The organism is Tenacibaculum sp. nBUS_03, from assembly GCF_051201695.1.
In the GTDB taxonomy this organism is placed as follows: domain Bacteria; phylum Bacteroidota; class Bacteroidia; order Flavobacteriales; family Flavobacteriaceae; genus Polaribacter.
Map to the genome: position 1 here is coordinate 1,263,458 of NZ_CP179214.1, position 24,043 is coordinate 1,287,500.

General features: G+C 35.4%; 14 protein-coding genes, 3 tRNA genes and 3 rRNA genes. 9 read left to right on the forward strand and 11 right to left on the reverse strand.

Annotated elements, in window-relative coordinates; genetic code table 11:
* Window positions 1–256: 256 nt before the first annotated feature.
* From ACMFBB_RS05850 to ACMFBB_RS05865, 4 genes are read left to right on the forward strand one after another with little or no spacing between them, the layout of a single operon-like run.
* Window positions 257–685, forward strand: a complete 429-nt coding sequence (locus ACMFBB_RS05850) for a DUF4870 domain-containing protein (RefSeq protein ID WP_435263529.1) — start codon at window positions 257–259, stop codon at window positions 683–685.
* Between the two features lie 18 nt (window positions 686–703).
* Window positions 704–1,048, forward strand: a complete 345-nt coding sequence (locus ACMFBB_RS05855; RefSeq protein WP_093868721.1) for a PadR family transcriptional regulator — start codon at window positions 704–706, stop codon at window positions 1,046–1,048.
* On the forward strand, window positions 1,041–3,020 hold the full coding sequence (locus tag ACMFBB_RS05860; RefSeq protein ID WP_435263530.1) for a PspC domain-containing protein: 1,980 nt from the start codon (window positions 1,041–1,043) through the stop codon (window positions 3,018–3,020). Before ACMFBB_RS05855 ends, ACMFBB_RS05860 begins: the two co-directional genes overlap by 8 nt.
* Before the next feature lie 28 nt (window positions 3,021–3,048).
* Window positions 3,049–3,555 (forward strand): nuclear transport factor 2 family protein, encoded by a 507-nt coding sequence (locus ACMFBB_RS05865; protein WP_435263531.1) that lies wholly within the window; start codon window positions 3,049–3,051, stop codon window positions 3,553–3,555.
* A gap of 127 nt (window positions 3,556–3,682) precedes the next feature.
* Here the strand turns inward: ACMFBB_RS05865 and ACMFBB_RS05870 are convergent, their stop codons facing one another.
* Window positions 3,683–4,297: a YceI family protein gene (locus ACMFBB_RS05870; RefSeq protein ID WP_435263532.1), complete on the reverse strand. Its 615-nt coding sequence runs from the start codon at window positions 4,295–4,297 to the stop codon at window positions 3,683–3,685.
* A gap of 207 nt (window positions 4,298–4,504) precedes the next feature.
* Between ACMFBB_RS05870 and ACMFBB_RS05875 the strand changes: the two genes are divergently transcribed.
* From ACMFBB_RS05875 to ACMFBB_RS05890, 4 genes are all read left to right on the forward strand, one after another.
* Window positions 4,505–5,170, forward strand: a complete 666-nt coding sequence (locus ACMFBB_RS05875) for a M15 family metallopeptidase (protein ID WP_435263533.1) — start codon at window positions 4,505–4,507, stop codon at window positions 5,168–5,170.
* Window positions 5,171–5,239: 69 nt separating this feature from the next.
* A complete protein-coding gene (locus ACMFBB_RS05880; RefSeq protein WP_435263534.1) occupies window positions 5,240–5,806 on the forward strand; it encodes a hypothetical protein in 567 nt (188 codons plus the stop codon).
* Window positions 5,807–6,060: 254 nt separating this feature from the next.
* Window positions 6,061–7,050: a pyruvate dehydrogenase (acetyl-transferring) E1 component subunit alpha gene (gene pdhA / locus ACMFBB_RS05885; RefSeq protein WP_435263535.1), complete on the forward strand. Its 990-nt coding sequence runs from the start codon at window positions 6,061–6,063 to the stop codon at window positions 7,048–7,050.
* 26 nt (window positions 7,051–7,076) lie between these two features.
* Window positions 7,077–8,726, forward strand: coding sequence for a pyruvate dehydrogenase complex dihydrolipoamide acetyltransferase (locus tag ACMFBB_RS05890; RefSeq protein ID WP_435263536.1), 1,650 nt, complete (start codon window positions 7,077–7,079; stop codon window positions 8,724–8,726).
* A gap of 36 nt (window positions 8,727–8,762) precedes the next feature.
* Here the strand turns inward: ACMFBB_RS05890 and ACMFBB_RS05895 are convergent, their stop codons facing one another.
* The 5 genes from ACMFBB_RS05895 to aroC form a co-directional block, all read right to left on the reverse strand.
* Window positions 8,763–9,320 (reverse strand): DinB family protein, encoded by a 558-nt coding sequence (locus ACMFBB_RS05895; protein ID WP_435263537.1) that lies wholly within the window; start codon window positions 9,318–9,320, stop codon window positions 8,763–8,765.
* A gap of 50 nt (window positions 9,321–9,370) precedes the next feature.
* Window positions 9,371–9,907 (reverse strand): Crp/Fnr family transcriptional regulator, encoded by a 537-nt coding sequence (locus ACMFBB_RS05900; protein ID WP_435263538.1) that lies wholly within the window; start codon window positions 9,905–9,907, stop codon window positions 9,371–9,373.
* 86 nt (window positions 9,908–9,993) lie between these two features.
* Window positions 9,994–12,624, reverse strand: coding sequence for a glycosyl hydrolase family 18 protein (locus tag ACMFBB_RS05905; protein ID WP_435263539.1), 2,631 nt, complete (start codon window positions 12,622–12,624; stop codon window positions 9,994–9,996).
* Window positions 12,625–12,686: 62 nt separating this feature from the next.
* Window positions 12,687–15,440: a glycoside hydrolase family 19 protein gene (locus ACMFBB_RS05910; RefSeq protein WP_435263540.1), complete on the reverse strand. Its 2,754-nt coding sequence runs from the start codon at window positions 15,438–15,440 to the stop codon at window positions 12,687–12,689.
* Window positions 15,441–15,934: 494 nt separating this feature from the next.
* Complete coding sequence (gene aroC, locus ACMFBB_RS05915; RefSeq protein ID WP_435263541.1) at window positions 15,935–16,999, reverse strand: chorismate synthase; 1,065 nt, start codon at window positions 16,997–16,999, stop codon at window positions 15,935–15,937.
* 312 nt (window positions 17,000–17,311) lie between these two features.
* Between aroC and ACMFBB_RS05920 the strand changes: the two genes are divergently transcribed.
* Window positions 17,312–17,396: transfer RNA gene (locus ACMFBB_RS05920), tRNA-Ser, on the forward strand.
* 1,050 nt (window positions 17,397–18,446) lie between these two features.
* Here ACMFBB_RS05920 and rrf read toward each other — a convergent pair.
* The 5 genes from rrf to ACMFBB_RS05945 form a co-directional block, all read right to left on the reverse strand.
* A 5S ribosomal RNA gene (rrf, locus tag ACMFBB_RS05925) occupies window positions 18,447–18,555 on the reverse strand.
* A 98-nt stretch (window positions 18,556–18,653) separates the two neighbouring features.
* A 23S ribosomal RNA gene (locus ACMFBB_RS05930) occupies window positions 18,654–21,536 on the reverse strand.
* 161 nt (window positions 21,537–21,697) lie between these two features.
* Window positions 21,698–21,771 (reverse strand) — tRNA-Ala (locus tag ACMFBB_RS05935).
* A gap of 95 nt (window positions 21,772–21,866) precedes the next feature.
* Window positions 21,867–21,940: transfer RNA gene (locus ACMFBB_RS05940), tRNA-Ile, on the reverse strand.
* A gap of 83 nt (window positions 21,941–22,023) precedes the next feature.
* A 16S ribosomal RNA gene (locus ACMFBB_RS05945) occupies window positions 22,024–23,544 on the reverse strand.
* The 16S, 23S and 5S rRNA genes sit together here with 2 tRNA genes alongside, the layout of an rRNA operon.
* Window positions 23,545–24,043: the final 499 nt, after the last annotated feature.

Consider the following 24,043-nt stretch of genomic DNA (forward strand, 5'->3'; position numbering starts at 1 on the left):
TGTGTTTGACGGATAAAAAATATGATTTTATCCAAAATATTGTGCTTAATAAAAACGTAGTAGATAAATATAACCGATCCAGAAACTTGGCCAAATTTCATAAAGGACGGCGAAATTAGTGTTTTAATATTTAAAATAAGGAGAAAATAACATTTTTAAAAATGTTAAAAAAAAGTTAAATACAGTACTATGTATTGCATAATACCTTTTAAAAGACATATATTTGCATAGTCAAGTATTATATAATTTTATTATTATGCAACATAACAACGAAAATACCAATGCTTTTTTAATACATATTTCAGCTTTTGCTGGCTATTTATTTCCTTTGGGAAGTATTATAACTCCATTAATTGTATGGCAAACTTTAAAAGACAGAAGTACATTCTTAGACGAAAATGGTAAAGAAGCTGTAAACTTTAATATTAGTTTTGGTTTGTATATTTTTATATTAAGCGCTTCTTTCTTTTCTTTTTTCTTTGGAAGTTTTCTAGATATTTTTAACGGAGTAGATATTGATTTCGGAGGACACCATTCATACGGAGGGATATTTAGTTTTTTAGGTATAGCTTCATTAGTAAGTATTGTTAGCTTAATTAAAATTGCCTTAATTATTATAGCAGCAATGAAAGCGAACAAAGGGGAAATGTATAAGTACCCTTTCACAATAAAATTTATTAAATAACCACTTAAACAACGCTCAATGAAGATAGAAAACACAAAAGCTCAAATGCGTAAAGGTGTGTTAGAATATTGCATACTATCTATTTTACAGAATGGAGATGCATATACATCAGAAATTCTTTCAACCTTAAAAAGTGCAGAAATGATTGTGGTTGAGGGTACAATATACCCATTATTAACTAGGCTGAAAAATGCTGGATTATTAACTTACAGATGGGAAGAATCAACATCTGGACCACCGAGAAAGTATTATGTCCTTACAGAAAACGGACAATTATTCTTAAAAGAATTAGATAAAACCTGGAACAATTTAGTAAACGCAGTAAACCAAGTAACAAGCACAAAATCAACTAAAAATGAATAAGACTATAAACATAAATTTAGGCGGGTTCTTCTTCCATATAGATGAGACTGCTTATCAAAAATTAAACCGTTATTTAGAAGCGATTTCTCGCTCTTTAAGCGACGACCCTCAAGGAAAAGATGAAATTATAGCAGATATTGAATCACGTATTAGTGAACTATTATCTGAAAAAATTACAGATGCCCGTCAAGTTGTAAATGAAGGTGATATAGAAGATATCATTGGTATCATGGGACAACCTGAAGATTATGCAGAAGCTGAAGAAGCATATAATGAAAATACAACATATACTAAACGAAGAAAAAATACTTCTAAAAAATTATTTAGAGATAGTAATGATAAATTTTTAGGTGGTGTTTGTGCTGGGCTCGGTCATTTTATTGGTATTGATGCTATATGGGTACGACTAGCTTTTATTTTACTATTAGCCAGTGGATTTTCTCCTCTAGTATATATAATATTATGGATTTTATTGCCTGAAGCTAAAACAACAGCTGAAAAATTACAAATGGAAGGCGAAGCTGTCAATATTGATAATATTGAAAAAAAGATTCGTAACGAGTTTGGGAACATCTCAACTAAACTAAAAGATGGCGCCAGTGAACTTTCTGATAAAATTTCAAGTGCTGACTATGATAAAATTCGTGCACAAACTAAATCAGGGTTTCAAGATTTTATTGACACGATGGGTAAAATTTTATTAGCTGTTTTTAAAGTTTTTGGAAAATTCATGGGTGTTCTATTAATATTTATAGCTGGAGTTACCATTATATCATTACTCTTAGGAGTATTTTCAGTAAGCAGTATAGAAATGTTAAGTATTGATAACGACTTTATTCATTATCCGCCATTTTTTTACGATTCATCAATACCTAAATGGTTGTTAGCCGTTTTATTGTTTATTTTAGTTGGAGTTCCATTTATAGTATTGTTTATTTTAGGATTAAGAATTTTATCTCCAAACATAAAAAAACTAAGTACAACAGCTGTACTAACTTTACTAGGTCTTTGGCTTATAGCACTTTTAGGAGTTGGTTTTTCTGCTATAGAATACGGAACATCTAGAGCATATAATGGAGTGAATGTTAACAAACATAGCATCAATTATAACCAAAATAATCCTTTAAAAATTAGAGTTATAAACGATGATAATATTTATTATCAACATAATTTACGCAATAGAAACAATGGTATCAGTGTAACTATTGATGATAAAGAAATGAAATACTCGAACGATGTAAACATTGACGTTAAAAAAAGTGAGACTGGCAGTGCATATATTGAGATTAAAAAAACTTCAGAAGGAAGAAAACGTAATAAAGCTAATAAAAATGCTGAAGAAATAGTGTATAACTTTAAATCAGCAAATAATGTAATTGTTTTCGATGCATTCTTTTTAAGCAACTATAAAAACATCTGGAAAGACGAAGAGATAAAAGCTACTTTATTTATACCAGAAGGTACAACCATATATTTTGAAGCATCATCACGTAACTTTCTATATCACATTGACAATATTGATAATATCTATGATAGAAATATGTCTAACCATCACTTTAAAATGACTTTGAAAGGCTTAGATTGTACAGATTGTGAAAAAGAAAACGGAATTGATGATGATTTTGAAGATGATAATGATAATTGGGAGTCTGATAACAATGAAGATGTTAGCTTTTTATTTGACAGTACCATCAATGATATAAAATCTGAATTTATAATAAGTAAAAACACTACTAAAAATGAACTAAAGAAACTAGTTCTTTGGTTTAAAAACAAAAAAGATATAGATATTGATATTATCAATCCAAAGTATGATAAGAACGGAATGATTGAAAAGTTAATTTTAAATATTGATTGTAATGATGGATATACTGGAAATATTACAATATCTAATAATACTTTAAGAGATATACCAAAAGGTTTCCGAAGAATTTATAATGAAGAAGGTACACTAGCCTTTAAAACTTGGTAACTGCTAACTAACTATTAAAAAAATAATTATGGACTCTTTTTTCGATTTCTTTTTTAAAGGTAATTTTTTCATGAAGCTTTTAACGTTATTATATACCTTATTAATTTCATGGTTTACGGGAGCGCAAACTCATGAAATTCCAAAATATAAATCTTCTGACATCAATTTATACAATCAAATTGTAAAAATGGACGCTACTTATTTTACTGCCTATAATAAGTGTGATCTTAAAACTCAAAGTGATATATTGAGTAACGATATTGAATTTTTTCATGACAAAGGAGGATTATCAACATCTAAAAAAGAAATAATAAAATCTATCAAAAAAAATATCTGTAACAAAGTAAAACGTACTTTAATTAAAGGTAGCATAGAAGTGTATCCTATTAAAGATTACGGTGCTATTGAAATTGGATACCATACGTTTTTTAACAAAAAAGAGCCAACTGTTAAATCTGTACCCAGTAAATTTATAGCAGTTTGGAAAAAAGAAAATAATAAATGGACAATGACAAAGGTTATTAGTTTACATTAAAATATAGTTCATACTAAAAACATTAGTTCATTTTTGCTAGCTAACGCTAAATGACACTAATACTTGGTTTTATTAGTTTACAAGCCAAAGCTGAGGAGCTTTGGCTTTTTTATTTTAAAACTAGATATTACGATACTCTTATTTTCATATTAAAGTGCATCCATTTTGTAGAAGTAGTACTTGATATTCCTGTAACAACTTTATCATAATCAATTCCCCAATCAAATAAATTTACTCTGCCTTCTAAAATTAAAAAACTAGGATAGATTTCAGTTGTGCTTCTAATTCCTGAAACAAATAATTTAACCTCTCTTTCTACTCCTCTTATCGACATGATTCCATTAACTTGATACCAGTCTATTCCCATTGTAAAAACATCCGTAGATGTAAAAGTAATTTGCTCTTTTTTTTCATTTATAAATACGCCTGGCTTTTTAATTGTCTTATTCACATCAACTTCTTTTGAACAAACTTTAAACGACTCAGGGTCTAACGCAAAAGAAAGCTTCATATTTTCAAGAGGGTTACCTTGGTTTTTTCTTTTAAATAAAAGAATCTCTAAATTATTTACGGTACTACTAAAAGGGGTACTACAATGGCCATGCGTAACAAACAAATTCATAAAATTCCCCTCAAACACTTTACTGCTTTCATTTTTTTTTCTTTCTGATTCTCTATTAGTATAACCACTAAAAACAACAATTGCTCCTAGAGCTATTATCATCAAAATTTTGTTTTTCATTTTATTCATACTACTTAATTATTAATGTTTGTTCGAATATACCTCTAACCCCCAATCAAGTTTGCAAATGAAATGTCAAAAAAGTGTAAAAAAACTTTCAACAGCCTATCAAATAAAACTATGCGCAGCTTTTTAAGCTTTTAATAAATTTATTAAAACCTAATATTTATAAAATATAAGTGTTTCTTTTTTTACTATTTTTACACCATGAAATGGATTTTTTCTTTTTTTTTACTCTCAACTTTAATACTACAGTCGCAAAATTTACCTGATGGTTTTTCATATGTTAAAGATATAGATCCAACTATACAACGAGAACTTCGTTATTGCAACCATAATAACTTTGTTGGGACTCCTGTAAATGGCTATATAGATGATGTTTTAATTACCTCTACTCTTACGGCAAAAGCTTTAAAAAAAGTACAAGCTGAATTAGCTAAAAAAGGATATAGCTTAAAAATATTTGATGCTTACCGACCTCAAACCGCAGTTAACCATTTTGTTAAATGGGCAAGAGTAATGAAAGATACTATAATGAAACAACAATATTACCCTAAAGTAAATAAACGCCATTTATTTAAACTTGGATATATTGCCACTAAATCAGGACATTCAAGAGGAAGTTCAGTAGATTTAACAATTGTTAATATTGCAACAGGCAAAGAATTAGACATGGGAAGTCCGTATGATTTTTTTGGAATTTCATCTCATATTACCTTTCAAAAATTAACTAAAACGCAAAAGAAAAATAGATCTTTATTACAAGAAAGTATGAAGAAATTTGGCTTTAGACCCTATAAAAATGAATGGTGGCACTTTACTTTACGTAATGAACCATTTCCTCATACTTATTTTGATTTCCCCATAAAATAATAACTTTTAACGCTTTATTTAGATAGACGTTTTAAAATCGGTATTATATTTGCTTAGATATACTCTATTATGTCATATACTATTAGATTTATTTTTTTCGCTTTATTTCTTACTATCTCTTCTTCAAGTTATGGTCAATTAGACAATTCTACAAATGGGAAAGATAAAGGAAAGTCTTCTTTAGGAAATTTTAATGTTTCTGCAAAGAATATAAAAAAACCAAAAGCTTTAGATTTTAAAAACGATCATGGCTTTAAAACTGCGCATAAAAAACAACAAAAAGAACAAAAAAGAAAACAGGTCGCTGATGCCTATATGAATAAGGGAATTCTTACCAAAGCTAAAATAGCAGAAGAACAGTATTTAAAGGCTTTTAAAAAAATAAATGGCCAATTTCAATACCCAGTGATAGATCAAGATTTAGGAAGTTTTAGTACAAAAGCAAAAAATGTTAATATTATTTGTAGAGATTACCAATATCCCGATGGAGATAAAGTAACCATATATATTAATGATATACCTGTTATTTCAAACCTTACTCTTAAACAACGTTTCCAATCGTTTAATATCCCTTTAGAAGAGGGCGTAAATATCATAAAAATCCTTGCGTTAAATCAAGGTACTTCTGGTCCGTAACACTGCAGCTTTTAAAATTTATAATGATTCTGGAATGTTAATTTCATCAAATGAATGGAACCTTGCAACAGGTGCAAAAGCAACAATTATTATAGCCAAAGAAAAAGAATAAAAAGTATAGTTTTTATTCTTATGGGTACTTAAGCTAACTTTTAGCCAGAACCTTTTTTTAAATTACTAAAAACTACTACTTTTGTAGGCAGAATTTTTTACAACAAGTAAAACGAACAAACAAAATAAACAACTAATATATAATGAAAGAAATCACCAAAGAGACCTATATCAACTGGTATAGAGACATGTTATTTTGGAGAAAGTTTGAAGATAAATTGGCAGCAGTTTATATTCAACAAAAAGTAAGAGGTTTTTTACACTTATATAACGGTCAAGAGGCTGTTTTAGCAGGAGCATTGCATGCAATGGATTTAACCAAAGATAAAATGATTACTGCTTATCGTAATCATGTTCAACCAATAGGTATGGGGGAAGATCCAAAAAGAGTTATGGCCGAATTATATGGTAAAGCCACAGGTACCTCTCATGGAATGGGAGGATCTATGCACATTTTCTCTAAAAAATATCGTTTTTATGGAGGTCATGGTATTGTTGGTGGTCAAATTCCTTTAGGTGCTGGACTTGCTTTTGGTGATAAATATAAAGGAAGTGACGCAGTAACTTTATGTTATTTTGGTGATGGTGCTGCTCGTCAGGGTTCATTACATGAAACATTTAACATGGCTATGAATTGGAAACTACCAGTAGTATTTATTGTTGAAAACAATGGATATGCAATGGGGACTTCTGTTGAAAGAACTGCAAATCATACTGATATTTGGAAACTAGGTTTAGGATACGAAATGCCATGTGAACCAGTAGACGGAATGAACCCTATAAAAGTTGCTGAAGCTGTAGATGAAGCTATTCAAAGAGCTCGTAGAGGAGACGGCCCTACTTTTTTAGAAATGAAAACATATCGATATAGAGGTCATTCAATGTCTGATGCTCAACATTATCGAACGAAAGATGAAGTTGAAGAATACAAAAAAATAGATCCTATTACTCAAGTTCTTGATGTTATTAAAAAGAATAAATATGCTTCTGATGAAGAGATAGAAGCAATTAAAAAAGAAGTAAAAGAATCTGTTAGTGAATGTGAAAAATTTGCTGAAGAATCTCCATATCCTGAATTGAATCAATTACATGATATGGTATACGAACAAGAAGATTACCCTTTTATAAAATAATAAATCCAACAAAAACTCATTAAAATATGGCTACAATAATAAATATGCCTCGTTTAAGCGACACCATGGAAGAGGGTGTTGTTGCTCAGTGGTTAAAAAGTGTTGGTGATAAAGTAGAAGAAGGTGATATTTTAGCTGAAATCGAAACAGATAAAGCTACTATGGAATTCGAATCTTTTCATGAAGGAACTTTATTACACATTGGTGTTCAAGAAGGCGAAGCAACTCCAGTAGACAGCTTACTAGCTATTATTGGTGACGAAGGTGAAGATTTCTCTGCACTATTAAATAACAATTCAGCTCCTGCCTCTGAAACCCAAAAAAAAGAAGTTTCTAAAACGGAAGATACATCTAATACCGTTGCTGTTTCAATCCCTGATAATGTAAAGGTAGTAACCATGCCTCGTTTAAGTGATACTATGACAGATGGTACAGTTGCTACTTGGTTAAAAAATGTTGGAGATAAAATAGAAGAAGGTGATATTTTAGCTGAAATTGAAACAGATAAAGCTACTATGGAGTTTGAATCATTTCAAGATGGTACCTTATTGCATATTGGTGTTCAAGAAGGTGATAGTGCTCCTGTTGACAGTTTACTTGCTATTATTGGTGATGAAGGAACTGATGTTTCTGCATTAATAAAAGCAAACGAAGCTGGGAACTTAACTTCAACGAGTACTGCTTCTGACAAAAAAGAAGAGGTAAAAGAAACGACAAATACTTCCAGTGTTTCTTCAAATGTTGAGACCTCTACAATGGAGAATTCTAGTAACTCTTCTAAAGGTGGACGTATTTTTGCATCTCCTCTAGCGAAAAAAATTGCGAAAGACAAGGGGATAAACTTGGCAGAAATTAAAGGTTCTGGTGAAAATGGCCGTATTATTAAAAAGGATGTAGAGAATTATACTCCTTCTGTAAAGGTAGAAACTAAAGCGAATAGTTCAGCTCCAAAAACTTCTACTTCAGCAACAGTTACTTCGTTTGCCATTGCTGGTGAGAGTACCGAAGAGGTTACGAACTCACAAATGCGAAAAGCAATTGCTAAATCTTTATCTAATTCTAAATTCAACGCACCACATTTCTACTTAAATATTGAAGTAGACATGGATAATGCTATAGCATCTAGAAAGATTATAAATCAAATGCCAGATACGAAAGTATCCTTTAATGATATGGTAGTAAAAGCTTGTGCTATGGCCTTAAGAAGACATCCACAAGTAAATACTTCTTGGAGTGATAGTGCTACTTTATTCCACAAACAAATTCATGTTGGGGTTGCCGTTGCAGTACCTGATGGATTAGTAGTACCAGTTTTAAAGCATGCAGATCATATGAACATTAACGAAATTGATATCCAAGTTCGTGATTTAGCAACTCGCGCTAGAAACAAAAAATTATCTTTAGAAGAAATGCAAGGAAGTACCTTTACCGTTTCTAATCTAGGGATGTTTGGTATTGAAAGCTTTACTTCTATTATAAACCAACCAAATTCTGCGATCTTATCTGTAGGTGCGATAGTAGAAAAACCAGTTGTTAAAAATGGCCAAATAGTAGTTGGAAATACTATGAAATTAACCTTAGCATGTGACCACAGAACCGTGGATGGTGCTGTTGGTGCTCAGTTTTTACAAACATTGAAAACATACTTGGAAAACCCAGTGACCATGCTGGCTTAATAAAATAAGTAATACATATAAGAATCCAGTCAGTAATTATTGACTGGATTTTTTATACAGGATACCTTTTGCTTGCGTAATGTGTCTTTCGTTATGATAAATTACAAATCGAAAAGTGTCCCCTAAACGAAACTTTATAAACGGTAGCGTAATATTCGTTTTAATCGCAGTAATATCCTTTTCCTTCGCAAGGATTAAAAGAACTAACAATTCCTCTTGTAAGGCTATAAAGTTAGACAATACCTCTGTCTTATGGATCCCAGCGTTTATAGGATTCTTACTTTTAAACGTACGTATCTTCTTCATTTTTTCTTTCGGAAGCATATCTACAGCAAACCTATTTCCTAAGCAACCTGAAATAAACCGCTTCTCTTTAACATCTTTTGCTGCTGTTATTCGCTTTCTTATTTCCATATTATAAAATAAGGCATACCTATTTAAATGCTCCAAACATTCTAATATCGACCAAGATTTCTTAGAACTTCTCCACTGTAATTTTTCGTCAGAAACCTCCTGAAGTGACTTTGCATATTGGATATGTGCATTTGTCATCTCCTCCAATTCAGCCAATAAAGTATTCTTATCTACAACCATCTTTATATTTTCCTCAAAGCTCTGAATTTATAAAAACATACATCTTGATTCTAATCAATATTTTTTAGTATTCGAGACAAGGTTTCTGGAGTCATTCGAAGATAAGATGCGATATATTTCTGTGGTATTTCCTGGAAAACTTGGGGACTTCTTCGAAAAAGTCTTTCAAAACGCTTTGTAGGAGAAAAAGTAAGTAAATCTATTTCTCTTTCTATCTGTTGGTACACAAAAACTTCCATCATTTTCAACCAAAGAGCAGTATAATTTGGATCCGATCGCAGCAAATTATCATACGAACTTTTCGAAATACATTTCAACTTACATTTCTTTATTGCTTGGATAAAAAAATTAGTAGGTTGCTTTGTTAAGAAACTATCCAAAGCTGTAATTAAAGAATTTGGATACCCAAAACGAATCGTATGCTCCTCTACTTCATCATAGATAAAAACCCGCATACTACCCTCTTCTACGTAATATAAATTGGTATGCACCTCTCCTTCATTTACTAAATATTCACCTCTTTTTAATTCTATATCTTTTTCCCAGTTGCCGTTCAATATATCTAGGAGTTCTTTATAATAGTTCATTATTCCAATTTCTACGAAATATAGTTATTTATAGACACAAAAAAAGCGGTATTTAAAAATACCGCTTCAAAAATCAACATTAGTACTTACTTTGTAAGTATAAGTTTTTTGGTGACCGCTTGCCCATTCACCTTAATTTTATATATATAAATGCCCCTTTCTAAATCCGAAACATCACTCTGTAATGCTTTCACTCCTTTAAAATTATTCTCTTTTACAAAAACTCTAATTAATTGTCCTGAAAGATTGTATAATTCTATAGTAACATTTGACTTCCTTTTCATCTCCATACTAATGGTAATCTCATCCTTTACCAATGTTGGATATGCTAGATTATGCATTGCATTATTGGCTCTACTCTCTGTACATGCAGAAATAAATTCCCATACATTAGAACTCTCTGGCGTATTACTTCTTGTCCACCATCTCGCTCTAAATATACTTTCATTATAATACACCTTGTCCCCAGTGTTATATACCTTACTTGGCATCCATTCTTTAGAACCACAATAGGTTACATCTCCACCTGTACAAGACTGTACATAATCCCATACATCACTACTTCCTGGTCTTTCTGAACGAGAAGCATACCATTTATTTTTATAAATAGCACCATTATACTTTACTTCCGATCCAGCGACAGCATAAACTCTTACCTCCCAAGGCGTTATATTGTCGCATATATTACCTGCAGCTTCTTCTTTTACGGAAAAAGTAGACGTGCTAGTGGTAGTACCCCCATCTCCATCCGTAGCAACCACTTTAAGTGTGAAGCTTCCAAAATTTCCTGGAGTCCAAACTGCTTCGTATGTATCGTTTATTCCTTGGGTAACCGGTGTAACAAGCATATTATCTACATAAAACTGAACTGTTTCTACGGATTTATCATCCGTTACTGTCGCCTTAAGTGTAATACTCGATAAAGAAGCTTTCTCTATTTCGCTTCCATTAGCTGGTTTTACAGAGGCAATAACTGGAGGGGTATTAGGGTCTGGGTCATTCGACTTCCTTTTCACTGTAAAAGAAAGTACACTAGTAGAAGTTGCATTTTCATTATCTACGGCTACTGCAGATACCTCTACCTCTCCAAAAGCACTCGGGGTAAAATTAGCAGAATACTCTGCTCCAGATTTCGTAGCAGAAATCTCCTCTCCCATATACACAAAACGGAACGAAGTAACCGAACCATCGCTATCCGTTGCAGTTGCGGTTAAGGTAATTTCTGATAATGTCTCTTGTTCAATTACTTCACCACTTGTAGGTGCTACCCAAGTTACTTTAGGGGCAGAGTTAATTGGATCAGAATTACCAGCAGCCTCATTAATTGCCCTAAGTATACTAGACGAAGAATTATAATCTACATCCTGAGTCAATTCCCAAATAATCACTCCTTGATGTCCATAATCTTTAGTATACTTAATCTTCTCCCCTGCTTGCTTAGGCGTATCAAAGTAAATATTTGTGCCATTTAAAGTAACGTGCCCCCCCAATCCATTAGGGTCTTTTGCATCGTAGCTCGTTGCTGCGTTCGGAGCTTCCTCAATAATATTTCTATACGGTACAAACTTAGCTCCATTCCCTCCATTCGGTTTACCTTCGGAGAAATCATAGCCATACATAGGAACTCCAATCACTAGTTTTGCTTTTTTTATGCCAAAGCCACCATCGTGATTCCAGGTTGCTGGTGCAATACCTAACCAATATTCTAAAGCATCTTGCGCCGAATATATTGGGTTATCTGCACTCTGCCCTGTATAAGTATTCAACGGAACTTTATATAAAGAAGAGTGTGGACCTATTGGAGAATCATCCCATGAACCTGTAAAGTCATAAGTCATTAAACCAATCCAATCCAGATATTCTGCAACATCCGCATCGTAATTATTACCATACCAGGAAGTACCAAAAACGGCCGCTGTAATTAGTTTATTTGGCATTTTTTGACGTAACTTCCTACTCAAATTCGTCATTCCAATTGCAGCAGGGTGCGGGCCTTGGTCTTGATCGCCCCACTTACTTCCTCTTACTCTACCTCCTTGATCCGAAGTACCTGCAATAGATGGATCCGCCCACCAGCACTCTAAGTCCAAATCGATACCATCCAATTGGCGTTCATTAACATAGTTGACCAATAAATCTGCAATTTCTTCTAACTTTTGGTCATTGTTATGGTATTTGGTCATTAGCCATAAAAATGCAAAATCTGTGGCACCACCCAGTGCTACGGAAACCTTCACATTTTTAGCTTTTGACTTTTCCAATACTTTACAATCTGTTAAAACAGAATCTACCTTATGCAACTGGAAGTCATCAAAGGCTATCGAACCAAAATCATTACTATTGTAATCGTTATTATTTCTCTTGAACATTAAAAAAGAAACATTGATATTCGTTACTACCTCCGGATTAAAATTATTGGTGATATCGTAATCTGGTATCCAAGTTGGTAAATACCCAATGATACGTTGCTTACCAGCATAATCTGGCCCTAGACCACCATCGCCGCAGGCGCCTTCATTTTGCCAGGAAGAATCTCCAGGAGCAGCATTAGTATACCACTTTGCAGTATAATTTAGTCCATTATGAGACACTTTATCCCCTTGCCTATATGGGGCATTGGAAGCATCCCAAGCCGGACTGCAGTCTGGGAATTGGTATTGAGCATTTACAAGTATACTCAAAAATAAAAAATAAAAAAGTATTACTATTTTTTTCATAAGTTGTTGTTTTGTTAGTTAGTTAGAATTATGAATTCTTTCTCAGAATCTTTTATTTCTAATTATTCTTTGATTAGTTTTTTGGTGTGCATACTTCCCTCTGTATAGATTTTACAGAAATATATGCCACTTTTTAAGTCGGAAACATTTTGATGAAACTGATGGGTTCCCTTGGCAATATTCGTATCTACCAGTAACTTAACCATTCTACCAGAATGATCATACAACTCAATTTTCAAAGGGGATTTTTGATCTATCCTCACAGAAAAATGTATTTGCTCCTGAACAATATTTGGATACGCCTTCGTTTGAAACATTGTACGAGATGACTGTGCACAAGGTGCAACGGTTTTCCACTCATTTGATGCACCTGGTATGTTATTTTGTGTCCACCATTTCGCTTCATGAATATTATTATCATAATATACCCTGTCTCCACTATTGTATATTTTTGTAGCTACCCAAGCAGGAGAACCACAAAAATCATTGCTACCGCCATCACAAGCTTCTATAAAACCCCAAACGCCTGCTTTTCCTGGTTCTTCAGAACTTGATGCATACCATTTATTTCGATAAACGGCTCCATTATGCACCACCTTCGTTCCAGATGCTGCATATACCTTTGCAACCCAATCAGGAATGCCATCACATGGCGAATCTGTAGTTTGTTCTTTTATGCTAAAACTAGATGTTCCAGTACTACTTTCACCATCACTATCCACAGCACGAACCTCCAAGGTAAACGTACCAAACGATGAGGGAAGCCAAGAAGCCGAATACAAATTATCCCCACTAGCACTAACATTAATAAGTTGACTATTCACTCGGAATTCTACAGTGTCTAAGACATCGTCATCCGCTACGTTAGCAATCAATTCAATAGCCGACAATTGTCTTTGCACTATTTCTTCTCCATCAATAGGAGTAACAATACGTATCGTTGGTGGCGTATTTCCTCCTACTTTTTTTACTACAAAAGAAACAATTTTTGTAGTTGTTCTATTGGTATTATCCGTAGCGATTGCCGCTATGGTATGTACCCCAAATTCAGAAGGCGTAAAATTAGCAGAATAGGTATCGCCATTTTTAACCGCTGCGATAGTCGTTCCTTTGTATTGAAAAGAAAAAGACTGAACATTCCCATCATTATCTATTGCAGAGGCTTCGATAGCAATTGGTTGAAGTTCTTCCGTTTCAAAAACTTGATTGCTAGTTGGTTTTATCCAAGTGACTACAGGAGACTCCCCTGGATTATCCGTACAAACTTTAATTTGTTCCCAAACGCCATTTTCATCTGGTTTCAAACCATTAGCCGCGTACCATTTATTTCTATAGATTGTATTGTTATACTTTACATAATTGTTTGGTTTATCATAAATTCGAGTAGCACTCCACTCCGGAATATCCGTACAGTCCAAATTTACTCCATCCCAAATAATAACCTTAATAGAATTTGTAGCTGTAGCCCCATTTTGAAACGTCGCAGTAGCAAGCAACGTATACGTTTTATAAGCGTTTGGCGTCCATGAAAAAGAGGTACCATTATACGACTGCCCTCCTATCTGAGTAGTAACCTTAGTTAATACCGAATTCTTCTCATCAATCTCTAAATTTACACCAACTGTGGTGAAAGAATTTTGTTGAATAACCTGATTGTTTATAGGGGTTGTAAATGTAATAGCAGGTTTTTGAGCACAAGGCTCCGCCGTCAAATCTGCAGCATCTCCACCATATTTACTCATATCTTTACACCCACAATCCGACAAATCATTAACACCGTCCATATCCGTTCCGATATTAAATATCCCGGTATAACGTTCGTAATATCCAATTCTATCAATTACCTGAGGTTTTTCTGTACCTTGACCACATTCTACCCCTCCATTTATAATATTTACCGTCATTCCCAATCCAGGTACTCTATTTTTAGTTGTATCCAAGTCGTTAGGAACCCACTTATTGGTAATTACATTATGTGCAGAAGGTTTTGGGTATTGCGGCGTCATCCAAAACCAAATTGCTGTTTGAAAAGCCAGAGCTGCATCTTGAATAACTAGATCGGGATTATCGAGTAGAACTTGTTTATCCCCAAAAATAAACTCACTTGCCGGACCATAATTATAGTTATAAGACAATTGAATAGGTCCTCTTCCTTTATACGATTTACCAGGGGTTGGAGGATAATTTGTATCTGGATAGGCATAAGGTGCATCGGTAGGCTCTTCTCTAAAGTGTAAACCCCAAGAAAACCTACCTCCTGGCGCCGTAGCCCAACCACCAGTAGTCTCGTGTGATATATTTGCAAAAAAAGCTGCTAATTCTCTTTTCCTAGTTTCCGTATCACCTTCCTCCAGAAAAGCCCCATAATCTACTTCTTCTGAAACGACTTCTAGATCTGAATTTCGAGGAGCATTATAATCTACGTCAATTCTTATCAACTTCGCTTCTCCTGTAGTTTTATCGATTCGTGTAATTTTGTATGCGTTGGTTCCGCAGCGTCGATCGAAAATAACCTTGATTTTTGACATTCTATCTATAGCCTCTATAAAAGACGAATAGGTATAGAAATCATCTTTAGGGTCTAGTACCCATTCACCATCTCCAATGTCTTTAGAACCAAATCGGTATGGAAATAGTTTGTTCCAAAGCTCTTTTGATAGTAAAGGGTGTGTATTTGCCTCTTTAATAGTATCATCTATATGAGATTGCCGGATTTTTTTAGAGAAGTAATTGACGTTTATTTCAGAATTAGCGTACATCAAACTAGATGTAACAAAAATAAGTAGCACTAAAAGTGCTTTAACTTTTTGTTTCATTTTTAGAATTTTGAAGGGTTAAAATTGTTTGTTTATGCAATATTTTAAAAAATTATACTGGCTTTTTAGTACATCCTTTTTTAAATTATTACAACACTAAAACAAACACTAGTAAACTATAAGTCAAATTTTTTTAGATAAAAAACAACATTTCATCTACAGATGACAGAAAATAATTAATTAGCTTCACTTACAAAGTATAAAAAATAAGCTAAATTGGCACGTTAACTTTTTATTGAATCTATTATAATCTAAAGAAATTATTAACTAAAGATTTAAAATCAACATAAAAAAAATGCATTAATAAACTGATAAAGTTAGCTTTACGAATTAAAAAGAGGAGACTATTATAATATTATATAAGTAAATCAATAAAAAAATTAAAAAACAGCGTTTATAAAAACAAAAATCTCCGAGAGTTGCTACTCTCGGAGGTTCAAAACTATATTTATATAAATATGATAACAGTTATATGGTAAAAGTCATACGACTATTTATTTCACTTTTCTAGTTTTATTAAGTAACCAAAAATCAGCTAATACCATAGCTGTTAAAGCTTCTACAATAGGCACAGCTCTGGGCACAACACAAGGATCATGCCTTCCCTTTCCATGTATTTCCGCTGCTTCTCCATCAGCATTAATAGTTACTTGGTTTTGCATAATAGTAGCGACAGGTTTAAAAGCTACTCTAAAATAAATATCCATTCCATTTGATATGCCGCCTTGGATTCCTCCAGATAAATTTGACTGTGTAGTTCCATCTACATTAAAAACATCATTATGTTCAGAACCTTGCATTTTTGCACCACAAAATCCACTACCAAACTCAAATCCCTTAACTGCATTAATAGAGAGCATTGCTTTGCCTAACTCTGCATGTAGTTTATGAAAAATCGGTTCACCTAAACCAACAGGTATATTCTGGGCTACACAGGTTATTGTCCCTCCAATTGTATCTCCTTGTTTTCTTATTTGCTGGATTTTATCAATCATTTGGTCAGCTGTTTCATCATCAGGACAACGAACTATATTGCTTTCTGTTTTAGAAAAATCAAGATCTTGATAGGGTTTGACCATAAAAATATCACCAACAGAAGATGTAAAAGCATTAATATCAATATGAGCTATTAATTGTTTGGCTAATGCACCAGCAACCACCCAATTTGCTGTTTCTCTTGCAGAAGTTCTTCCTCCTCCTCTATAATCTCTAACTCCATACTTCTTATCATACGTATAATCAGCATGAGAAGGACGGTAAACATTCGTATTATGATTGTAATCTTTACTCTTTTGATTCGTATTTTTGATTACAAAACCGATAGAAGCTCCTGTTGTAATTCCTTCGAAAATACCTGACAAAAACTCAACATTATCTGGTTCTTTGCGTTGAGTTACAATTTTAGACTGCCCTGGTTTCCGTCTATCCAATTCATTTTGAATAGCTTTAAAATCTACTTTTATTCCAGCAGGAAAACCATCAATTACACCTCCAATAGCAGTACCATGTGATTCACCAAAGGTGGTTAACTTTAAAATATTTCCAAATGAATTAAACATGCTTAATAATTTAGAGAACGAAAGTAAAATTATTTATTAATATACCACTAATTAAACAACAATAATTGTACTTAATAATTCAATATATTCATCAAAATAAAATATTTAAAATTTAAACTATACAGATAAATAAAAACATCAAAAATATTTTCAGGAAAACATAAACTATAACTAATTCATAATAAAACGATTAAATAATGCTATTAAAAAAAAGTTTTTTTTAAGTAAAAAAAAGGTCTAAAAAGTTTTTTAGAAATAAAAAAAGGTTCTATATTTGCACCCGCATTCAGGGAATACTGAATGAGTCATTAAGGAGAAATGGCAGAGTGGTCGAATGCGGCGGTCTTGAAAACCGTTGTCTGTAACAGGACCGGGGGTTCGAATCCCTCTTTCTCCGCATATCCGAAGCGAAAGCTTCGGATTTTTTTTAGGGGATTAAAGAAAAAAGCTTGCATAATGCAAGCTTTTTTATATTAGAAACTTCCATCACTAGTTAATAATGTCATTCCTAACATCACTATATTACACTTTACATAGTAAATAATATATCCTATAACAGCAATACTCTAAAATTAATAAAAGAAATAATATTACTAGTATGATTATTCACTTTTAGAGACCTATAACATCATTGTAAGGAGCCTTTTAAAATAAATAGATAATATATAAAAGATACTTATAAAGTAACATTATGCTTTTAAATTGGTCTACACTTTATATATATACAACAAATAAGCAAGAACACTAAGTATAATAAGATGGTCAATTTATGATGTGATAAAGAACTATTGTAATCGCTTTTAATAATCAATTAAACAAATTAAGACTCCAAGATATACACTAATTGACAAATCAAAATAAAAGATAGGTCAATATGTAATAATTATAATATTTACTTAAAATCTGTACACATAATTCTATAAGGTATTAACTAAAATTACTAGTGAAACTTTATAATTATGTAATAATTTAGTGAATATCATATTAATTTATTAATACATTCTATATTAAAAATTTTAGGTTGATAGCTTGCACTTGAATAGTAAAAATCATTCATTATCATAAAAGATAAACTATACAATAAGTATTTATATAGTCATACAAACATATAGTTAAACAATTAGTTGGAATATACAGCTTGCATATATTGTTAGCAAAAGCCATAAGTCTCATTAAATAGATATTAATACACTTTTTTAATTTTTCTATTTAATCTATCATTTAAAATAAGCAACTAGTTAATTAACACATTATATATTTACCGATTCACTACATATAGCGTCATAATGATAGCTATTATTAATCAGATTTGCTATGTTCTAATAGCATTATTGTCATTTATTACAGGATCTAACTTATAAGTAAGTATTTTGTTAAGTGTAGTACATTTAGATAAAAGTAAAGGGCAAAAAAAAACCGTTCTTTATTTTACTAAAGAACGGTTAAAGAAAGGCAACGACCTACTCTCCCACCTGTGGCAGTACCATCGGCGCTAATGGGCTTAACTTCTCTGTTCGGAATGGTAAGAGGTGAGCCCCATTGCAATAATCACCTTAAATTGTTTCAGTATATTTCAACTGTATAAGTTAACATATTGATAAATATAATATTGTAAAGTTTCAAAGAGTTTGTCCCGACCCGAAGGTCGGGATACGTACATAAGCCTATGGGTTATTAGTACTACTTGGCTACATACATTACTGCACTTACACCTATAGCCTATCAACGTGGTAATCTCCCACGACCCTTTAAAGAAATCTCATCTTGTGGTGGGTTTCGCGCTTATATGCTTTCAGCGCTTATCCCTTCCCGACGTAGCTACCCTGCAGTGCCACTGGCGTGACAACAGGTACACTAGAGGTCAGTTCAACTCGGTCCTCTCGTACTAAAGTCAAATCCACTCAAATTTCTAACGCCCACAGCAGATAGAGACCGAACTGTCTCACGACGTTCTGAACCCAGCTCGCGTGCCACTTTAATGGGCGAACAGCCCAACCCTTGGGACCTTCTCCAGCCCCAGGATGTGACGAGCCGACATCGAGGTGCCAAACCCCCCCGTCGATGTGAGCTCTTGGGGGAGATTAGCCTGTTATCCCCGGAGTACCTTTTATCCTTTGAGCGATGGCCCTTCCATGCGGAACCACCGGATCACTATGCTCTACTTTCGTACCTGATCGACCTGTATGTCTCTCAGTCAAGCTCCCTTATGCCATTGCACTCTACGCACGGTTACCAAGCGTGCTGAGGGAACCTTTAGAAGCCTCCGTTACTCTTTTGGAGGCGACCACCCCAGTCAAACTACCCACCACGCACTGTTCTCATCACTGAGTTAGGCTCTAGATAAGCAAAGGGTGGTATTTCAAGGATGATTCCACAACGCCTAGCGACGCCGCTTCATTATCTCCCACCTATCCTACACATTACTTATCCAAAGTCAATACGAAGCTATAGTAAAGGTTCACGGGGTCTTTTCGTCCCGCTGCGGGTAATCGGCATCTTCACCGATACTACAATTTCACCGAGCTCATGGCTGAGACAGTATCCAGATCGTTGCACCATTCGTGCAGGTCGGAACTTACCCGACAAGGAATTTCGCTACCTTAGGACCGTTATAGTTACGGCCGCCGTTTACTGGGGCTTCATTTTAGATCTTCGCCGAAGCTAAACCCTCCACTTAACCTTCCAGCACCGGGCAGGTGTCAGGCCTTATACATCATCTTTCAATTTAGCAAAGCCCTGTGTTTTTGATAAACAGTCGCCTGGATCTTTTCACTGCGGCCAGCATTGCTGCTGGCGACCTTTCTCCCGAAGTTACAGGTCTATTTTGCCTAGTTCCTTAGCCATGAATCTCTCGAGCACCTTAGAATTCTCATCCCAACTACCTGTGTCGGTTTACGGTACGGGTTCTCATAATCTGAAGCTTAGAGGTTTTTCTTGGAAGCCCTTAGGCACACTATCAACGCATCCGAAGACTTGTTGTACTATCACACTTCAGCTAGACTAGCGGATTTACCTAAAAGTCTAATACCTACATGTTTCAACGAACTATTCCGTCAGTTCGCGGTGCTTTCATTACTCCGTCACCCCATCGCAATTATAAGAAGTACAGGAATATTAACCTGTTGGCCATCGACTACTCCCTTCGGATTCGCCTTAGGTCCCGACTAACCCTCAGCTGATTAGCATCGCTGAGGAAACCTTAGTCTTTCGGTGAGGGGGTTTCTCGCCCCCTTTATCGTTACTTATGCCTACATTTTCTTTTCTATCCGCTCCAGCATACCTTACAGTACACCTTCTGCGCAAATAGAATGCTCCCCTACCACTTTATATCTAGTATAAAATCCATAGCTTCGGTAATATGTTTATGCCCGATTATTATCCATGCAAAACCGCTCGACTAGTGAGCTGTTACGCACTCTTTAAATGAATGGCTGCTTCCAAGCCAACATCCTAGCTGTCTAAGCAGTTTCACCTCGTTTTTTCAACTTAACATATATTTGGGGACCTTAGCTGATGGTCTGGGTTCTTTCCCTCTCGGACATGGACCTTAGCACCCATGCCCTCACTGCTGAGTAACATTTTATAGCATTCGGAGTTTGTCAGGAATTGGTAGGCGGTGAAGCCCCCGCATCCAATCAGTAGCTCTACCTCTATAAAACTTTTGCTCAACGCTGCACCTAAATGCATTTCGGGGAGTACGAGCTATTTCCGAGTTTGATTGGCCTTTCACCCCTACCCACAGGTCATCCAAAGACTTTTCAACGTCAACTGGTTCGGTCCATCCACTGTGTGTTACCACAGCTTCAACCTGCCCATGGGTAGATCACTCGGTTTCGCGTCTACTACTACTAACTATGGTCGCCCTATTCAGACTCGCTTTCGCTTCGGCTCCGGACCTTAAATCCTTAACCTTGCTAGCAACAGTAACTCGTAGGCTCATTATGCAAAAGGCACGCCGTCACACAGTAAATGTGCTCCGACCGCTTGTAGGCGTACGGTTTCAGGTTCTATTTCACTCCCTTACTTAGGGTTCTTTTCACCTTTCCCTCACGGTACTAGTTCACTATCGGTCTTTCAGGAGTATTTAGCCTTACCGGATGGTCCCGGTAGATTCATACAGGATTACTCGTGTCCCGCACTACTCAGGGTACTGCTATATCTTCTTCGCTTACCTATACGAGACTATCACTCTCTTTGGTTCGTCTTTCCAAACGATTCTAGTTCACTTAGATTCTAATGTCGCAGCCCTACAACCCCAATACTGCCGTAACAGCATTGGTTTGGGCTAATCCGCGTTCGCTCGCCGCTACTAACGGAATCACTATTGTTTTCTCTTCCTCCGGGTACTTAGATGTTTCAGTTCTCCGGGTTTGCTCCTATAAATAGGTGACATGTCTTCAACATGCCGGGTTGCCCCATTCGGAAATTTACGGATCATAATGTGTGTGCCACTCCCCGTAACTTATCGCAGCTTATCGCGTCCTTCATCGCCTCTGAAAGCCTAGGCATCCGCCATACGCCCTTATTTAGCTTATTGTACTTTTTGCTGTAGTATCTCTACTACAACGAGCTCTTTATAATTCTTTATTTTTATAAAAATATTGTTGTTAGATCGTAATCTAACTTCTCTATCTTGATTCTTTACGATATCATTTTTACCAATATGTCAATGAACGTTTTCAGACTTATATCTGATTGTGGAGAATATCGGAGTCGAACCGATGACCTCTTGCGTGCAAGGCAAGCGCTCTAGCCAGCTGAGCTAATCCCCCATTTTTGAAATTCAGAACTTGAATCCTCAATTATGAATGTTGAATTCTCTAACTTCCAGAATTTCCTTCCTAATAAATAACCCTCTTCTTTTTTGTAGTCCCGGGCAGACTCGAACTGCCGACCTCTACATTATCAGTGTAGCGCTCTAACCAGCTGAGCTACGAGACTAGAATAGCTATATATTAGTGTATTATAAAATTAACAGCAAAGAGCAAAATATACCTCTTTTGTAACTCACCATCTTTCTCTAGAAAGGAGGTGTTCCAGCCGCACCTTCCGGTACGGCTACCTTGTTACGACTTAGCCCTAGTTACCAGTTTTACCCTAGGCAGTTCCTTGCGGTAACCGACTTCAGGCACCCCCAGCTTCCATGGCTTGACGGGCGGTGTGTACAAGGCCCGGGAACGTATTCACCGGATCATGGCTGATATCCGATTACTAGCGATTCCAGCTTCACGGAGTCGAGTTGCAGACTCCGATCCGAACTGTGATATGGTTTATAGATTCGCTCCTATTCGCATAGTGGCTGCTCATTGTCCATACCATTGTAGCACGTGTGTAGCCCAGGACGTAAGGGCCGTGATGATTTGACGTCATCCCCACCTTCCTCACGGTTTGCACCGGCAGTCTCGCTAGAGTCCACAGCTTTACCTGTTTGCAACTAACGATAGGGGTTGCGCTCGTTATAGGACTTAACCTGACACCTCACGGCACGAGCTGACGACAACCATGCAGCACCTTGTGATCTGTCCGAAGAAAACTCTATCTCTAAAGCTGTCAGACCACATTTAAGCCCTGGTAAGGTTCCTCGCGTATCATCGAATTAAACCACATGCTCCACCGCTTGTGCGGGCCCCCGTCAATTCCTTTGAGTTTCAATCTTGCGATCGTACTCCCCAGGTGGGACACTTATCACTTTCGCTTAGTCACTGAGATAAATCCCAACAACTAGTGTCCATCGTTTACGGCGTGGACTACCAGGGTATCTAATCCTGTTCGCTCCCCACGCTTTCGTCCATGAGCGTCAGTATATACGTAGTAGACTGCCTTCGCAATCGGTATTCTGTGTAATATCTATGCATTTCACCGCTACACTACACATTCTATCTACTTCCGTATAACTCAAGTCAACCAGTATCAAAGGCAGTTCCATAGTTAAGCTATGGGATTTCACCTCTGACTTAATTGACCGCCTGCGGACCCTTTAAACCCAATGATTCCGGATAACGCTTGCACCCTCCGTATTACCGCGGCTGCTGGCACGGAGTTAGCCGGTGCTTATTCTTACAGTACCGTCAAGTGACCTACACGTAGATCTGTTTCTTCCTGTATAAAAGCAGTTTACAACCCATAGGGCAGTCTTCCTGCACGCGGCATGGCTGGTTCAGAGTTGCCTCCATTGACCAATATTCCTCACTGCTGCCTCCCGTAGGAGTCTGGTCCGTGTCTCAGTACCAGTGTGGGGGATAATCCTCTCAGACCCCCTACCTATCGTTGCCATGGTAAGCCGTTACCTTACCATCTAGCTAATAGGACGCATAGTCATCTTGTACCCATAAATGTTTAACTAAAGTGTGATGCCACATATCAGTATTATGGAGTATTAATCTTCATTTCTAAAGGCTATCCTCCTGTACAAGGCAGATTCTATACGCGTTACGCACCCGTTCGCCGGTCGTCAGCGGAAGCAAGCTCCCCTGTTACCCCTCGACTTGCATGTGTTAAGCCTGCCGCTAGCGTTCATCCTGAGCCAGGATCAAACTCTTCATTGTATAATCTTTAATATTATGAATGAATAAGTTTCAAAAGAATTTTTTTAATCTAACTAATTAGATCGTGGTAATTCTACTCTTTAATTACGCTGTCAATTTCAATATTTTCAATGAACTTTGTTAATCTTAATACTTGATATCTCTCAACCAAAATCTCAATCAACTTCTTGTAGAAACGCTAGAATCGAACTAACTGGCTTTTTAATAACCTTTCCAAAATTTCTTAAATTTTACCGCTTTCGCTAAGCGGATGCAAACCTACAAACTATTTTTATTCTGACAAAAACTTTTTTGAAGTTTTTTTCTAATTTGTAAACCCGACTAAATCAATGAACTACTCTGTAAAATTTGGACTGCAAATATACTCACTTTAATTTGTTGTAAACAAGCTTTTTTTAACTTATTTTTTAACCCTTTAATAATATATTCTAAACCCTATTTTAATGAACTTTGCTCACTTTTAAACTATACGCTTATCCGTTTGCGGGTGCAAATATAG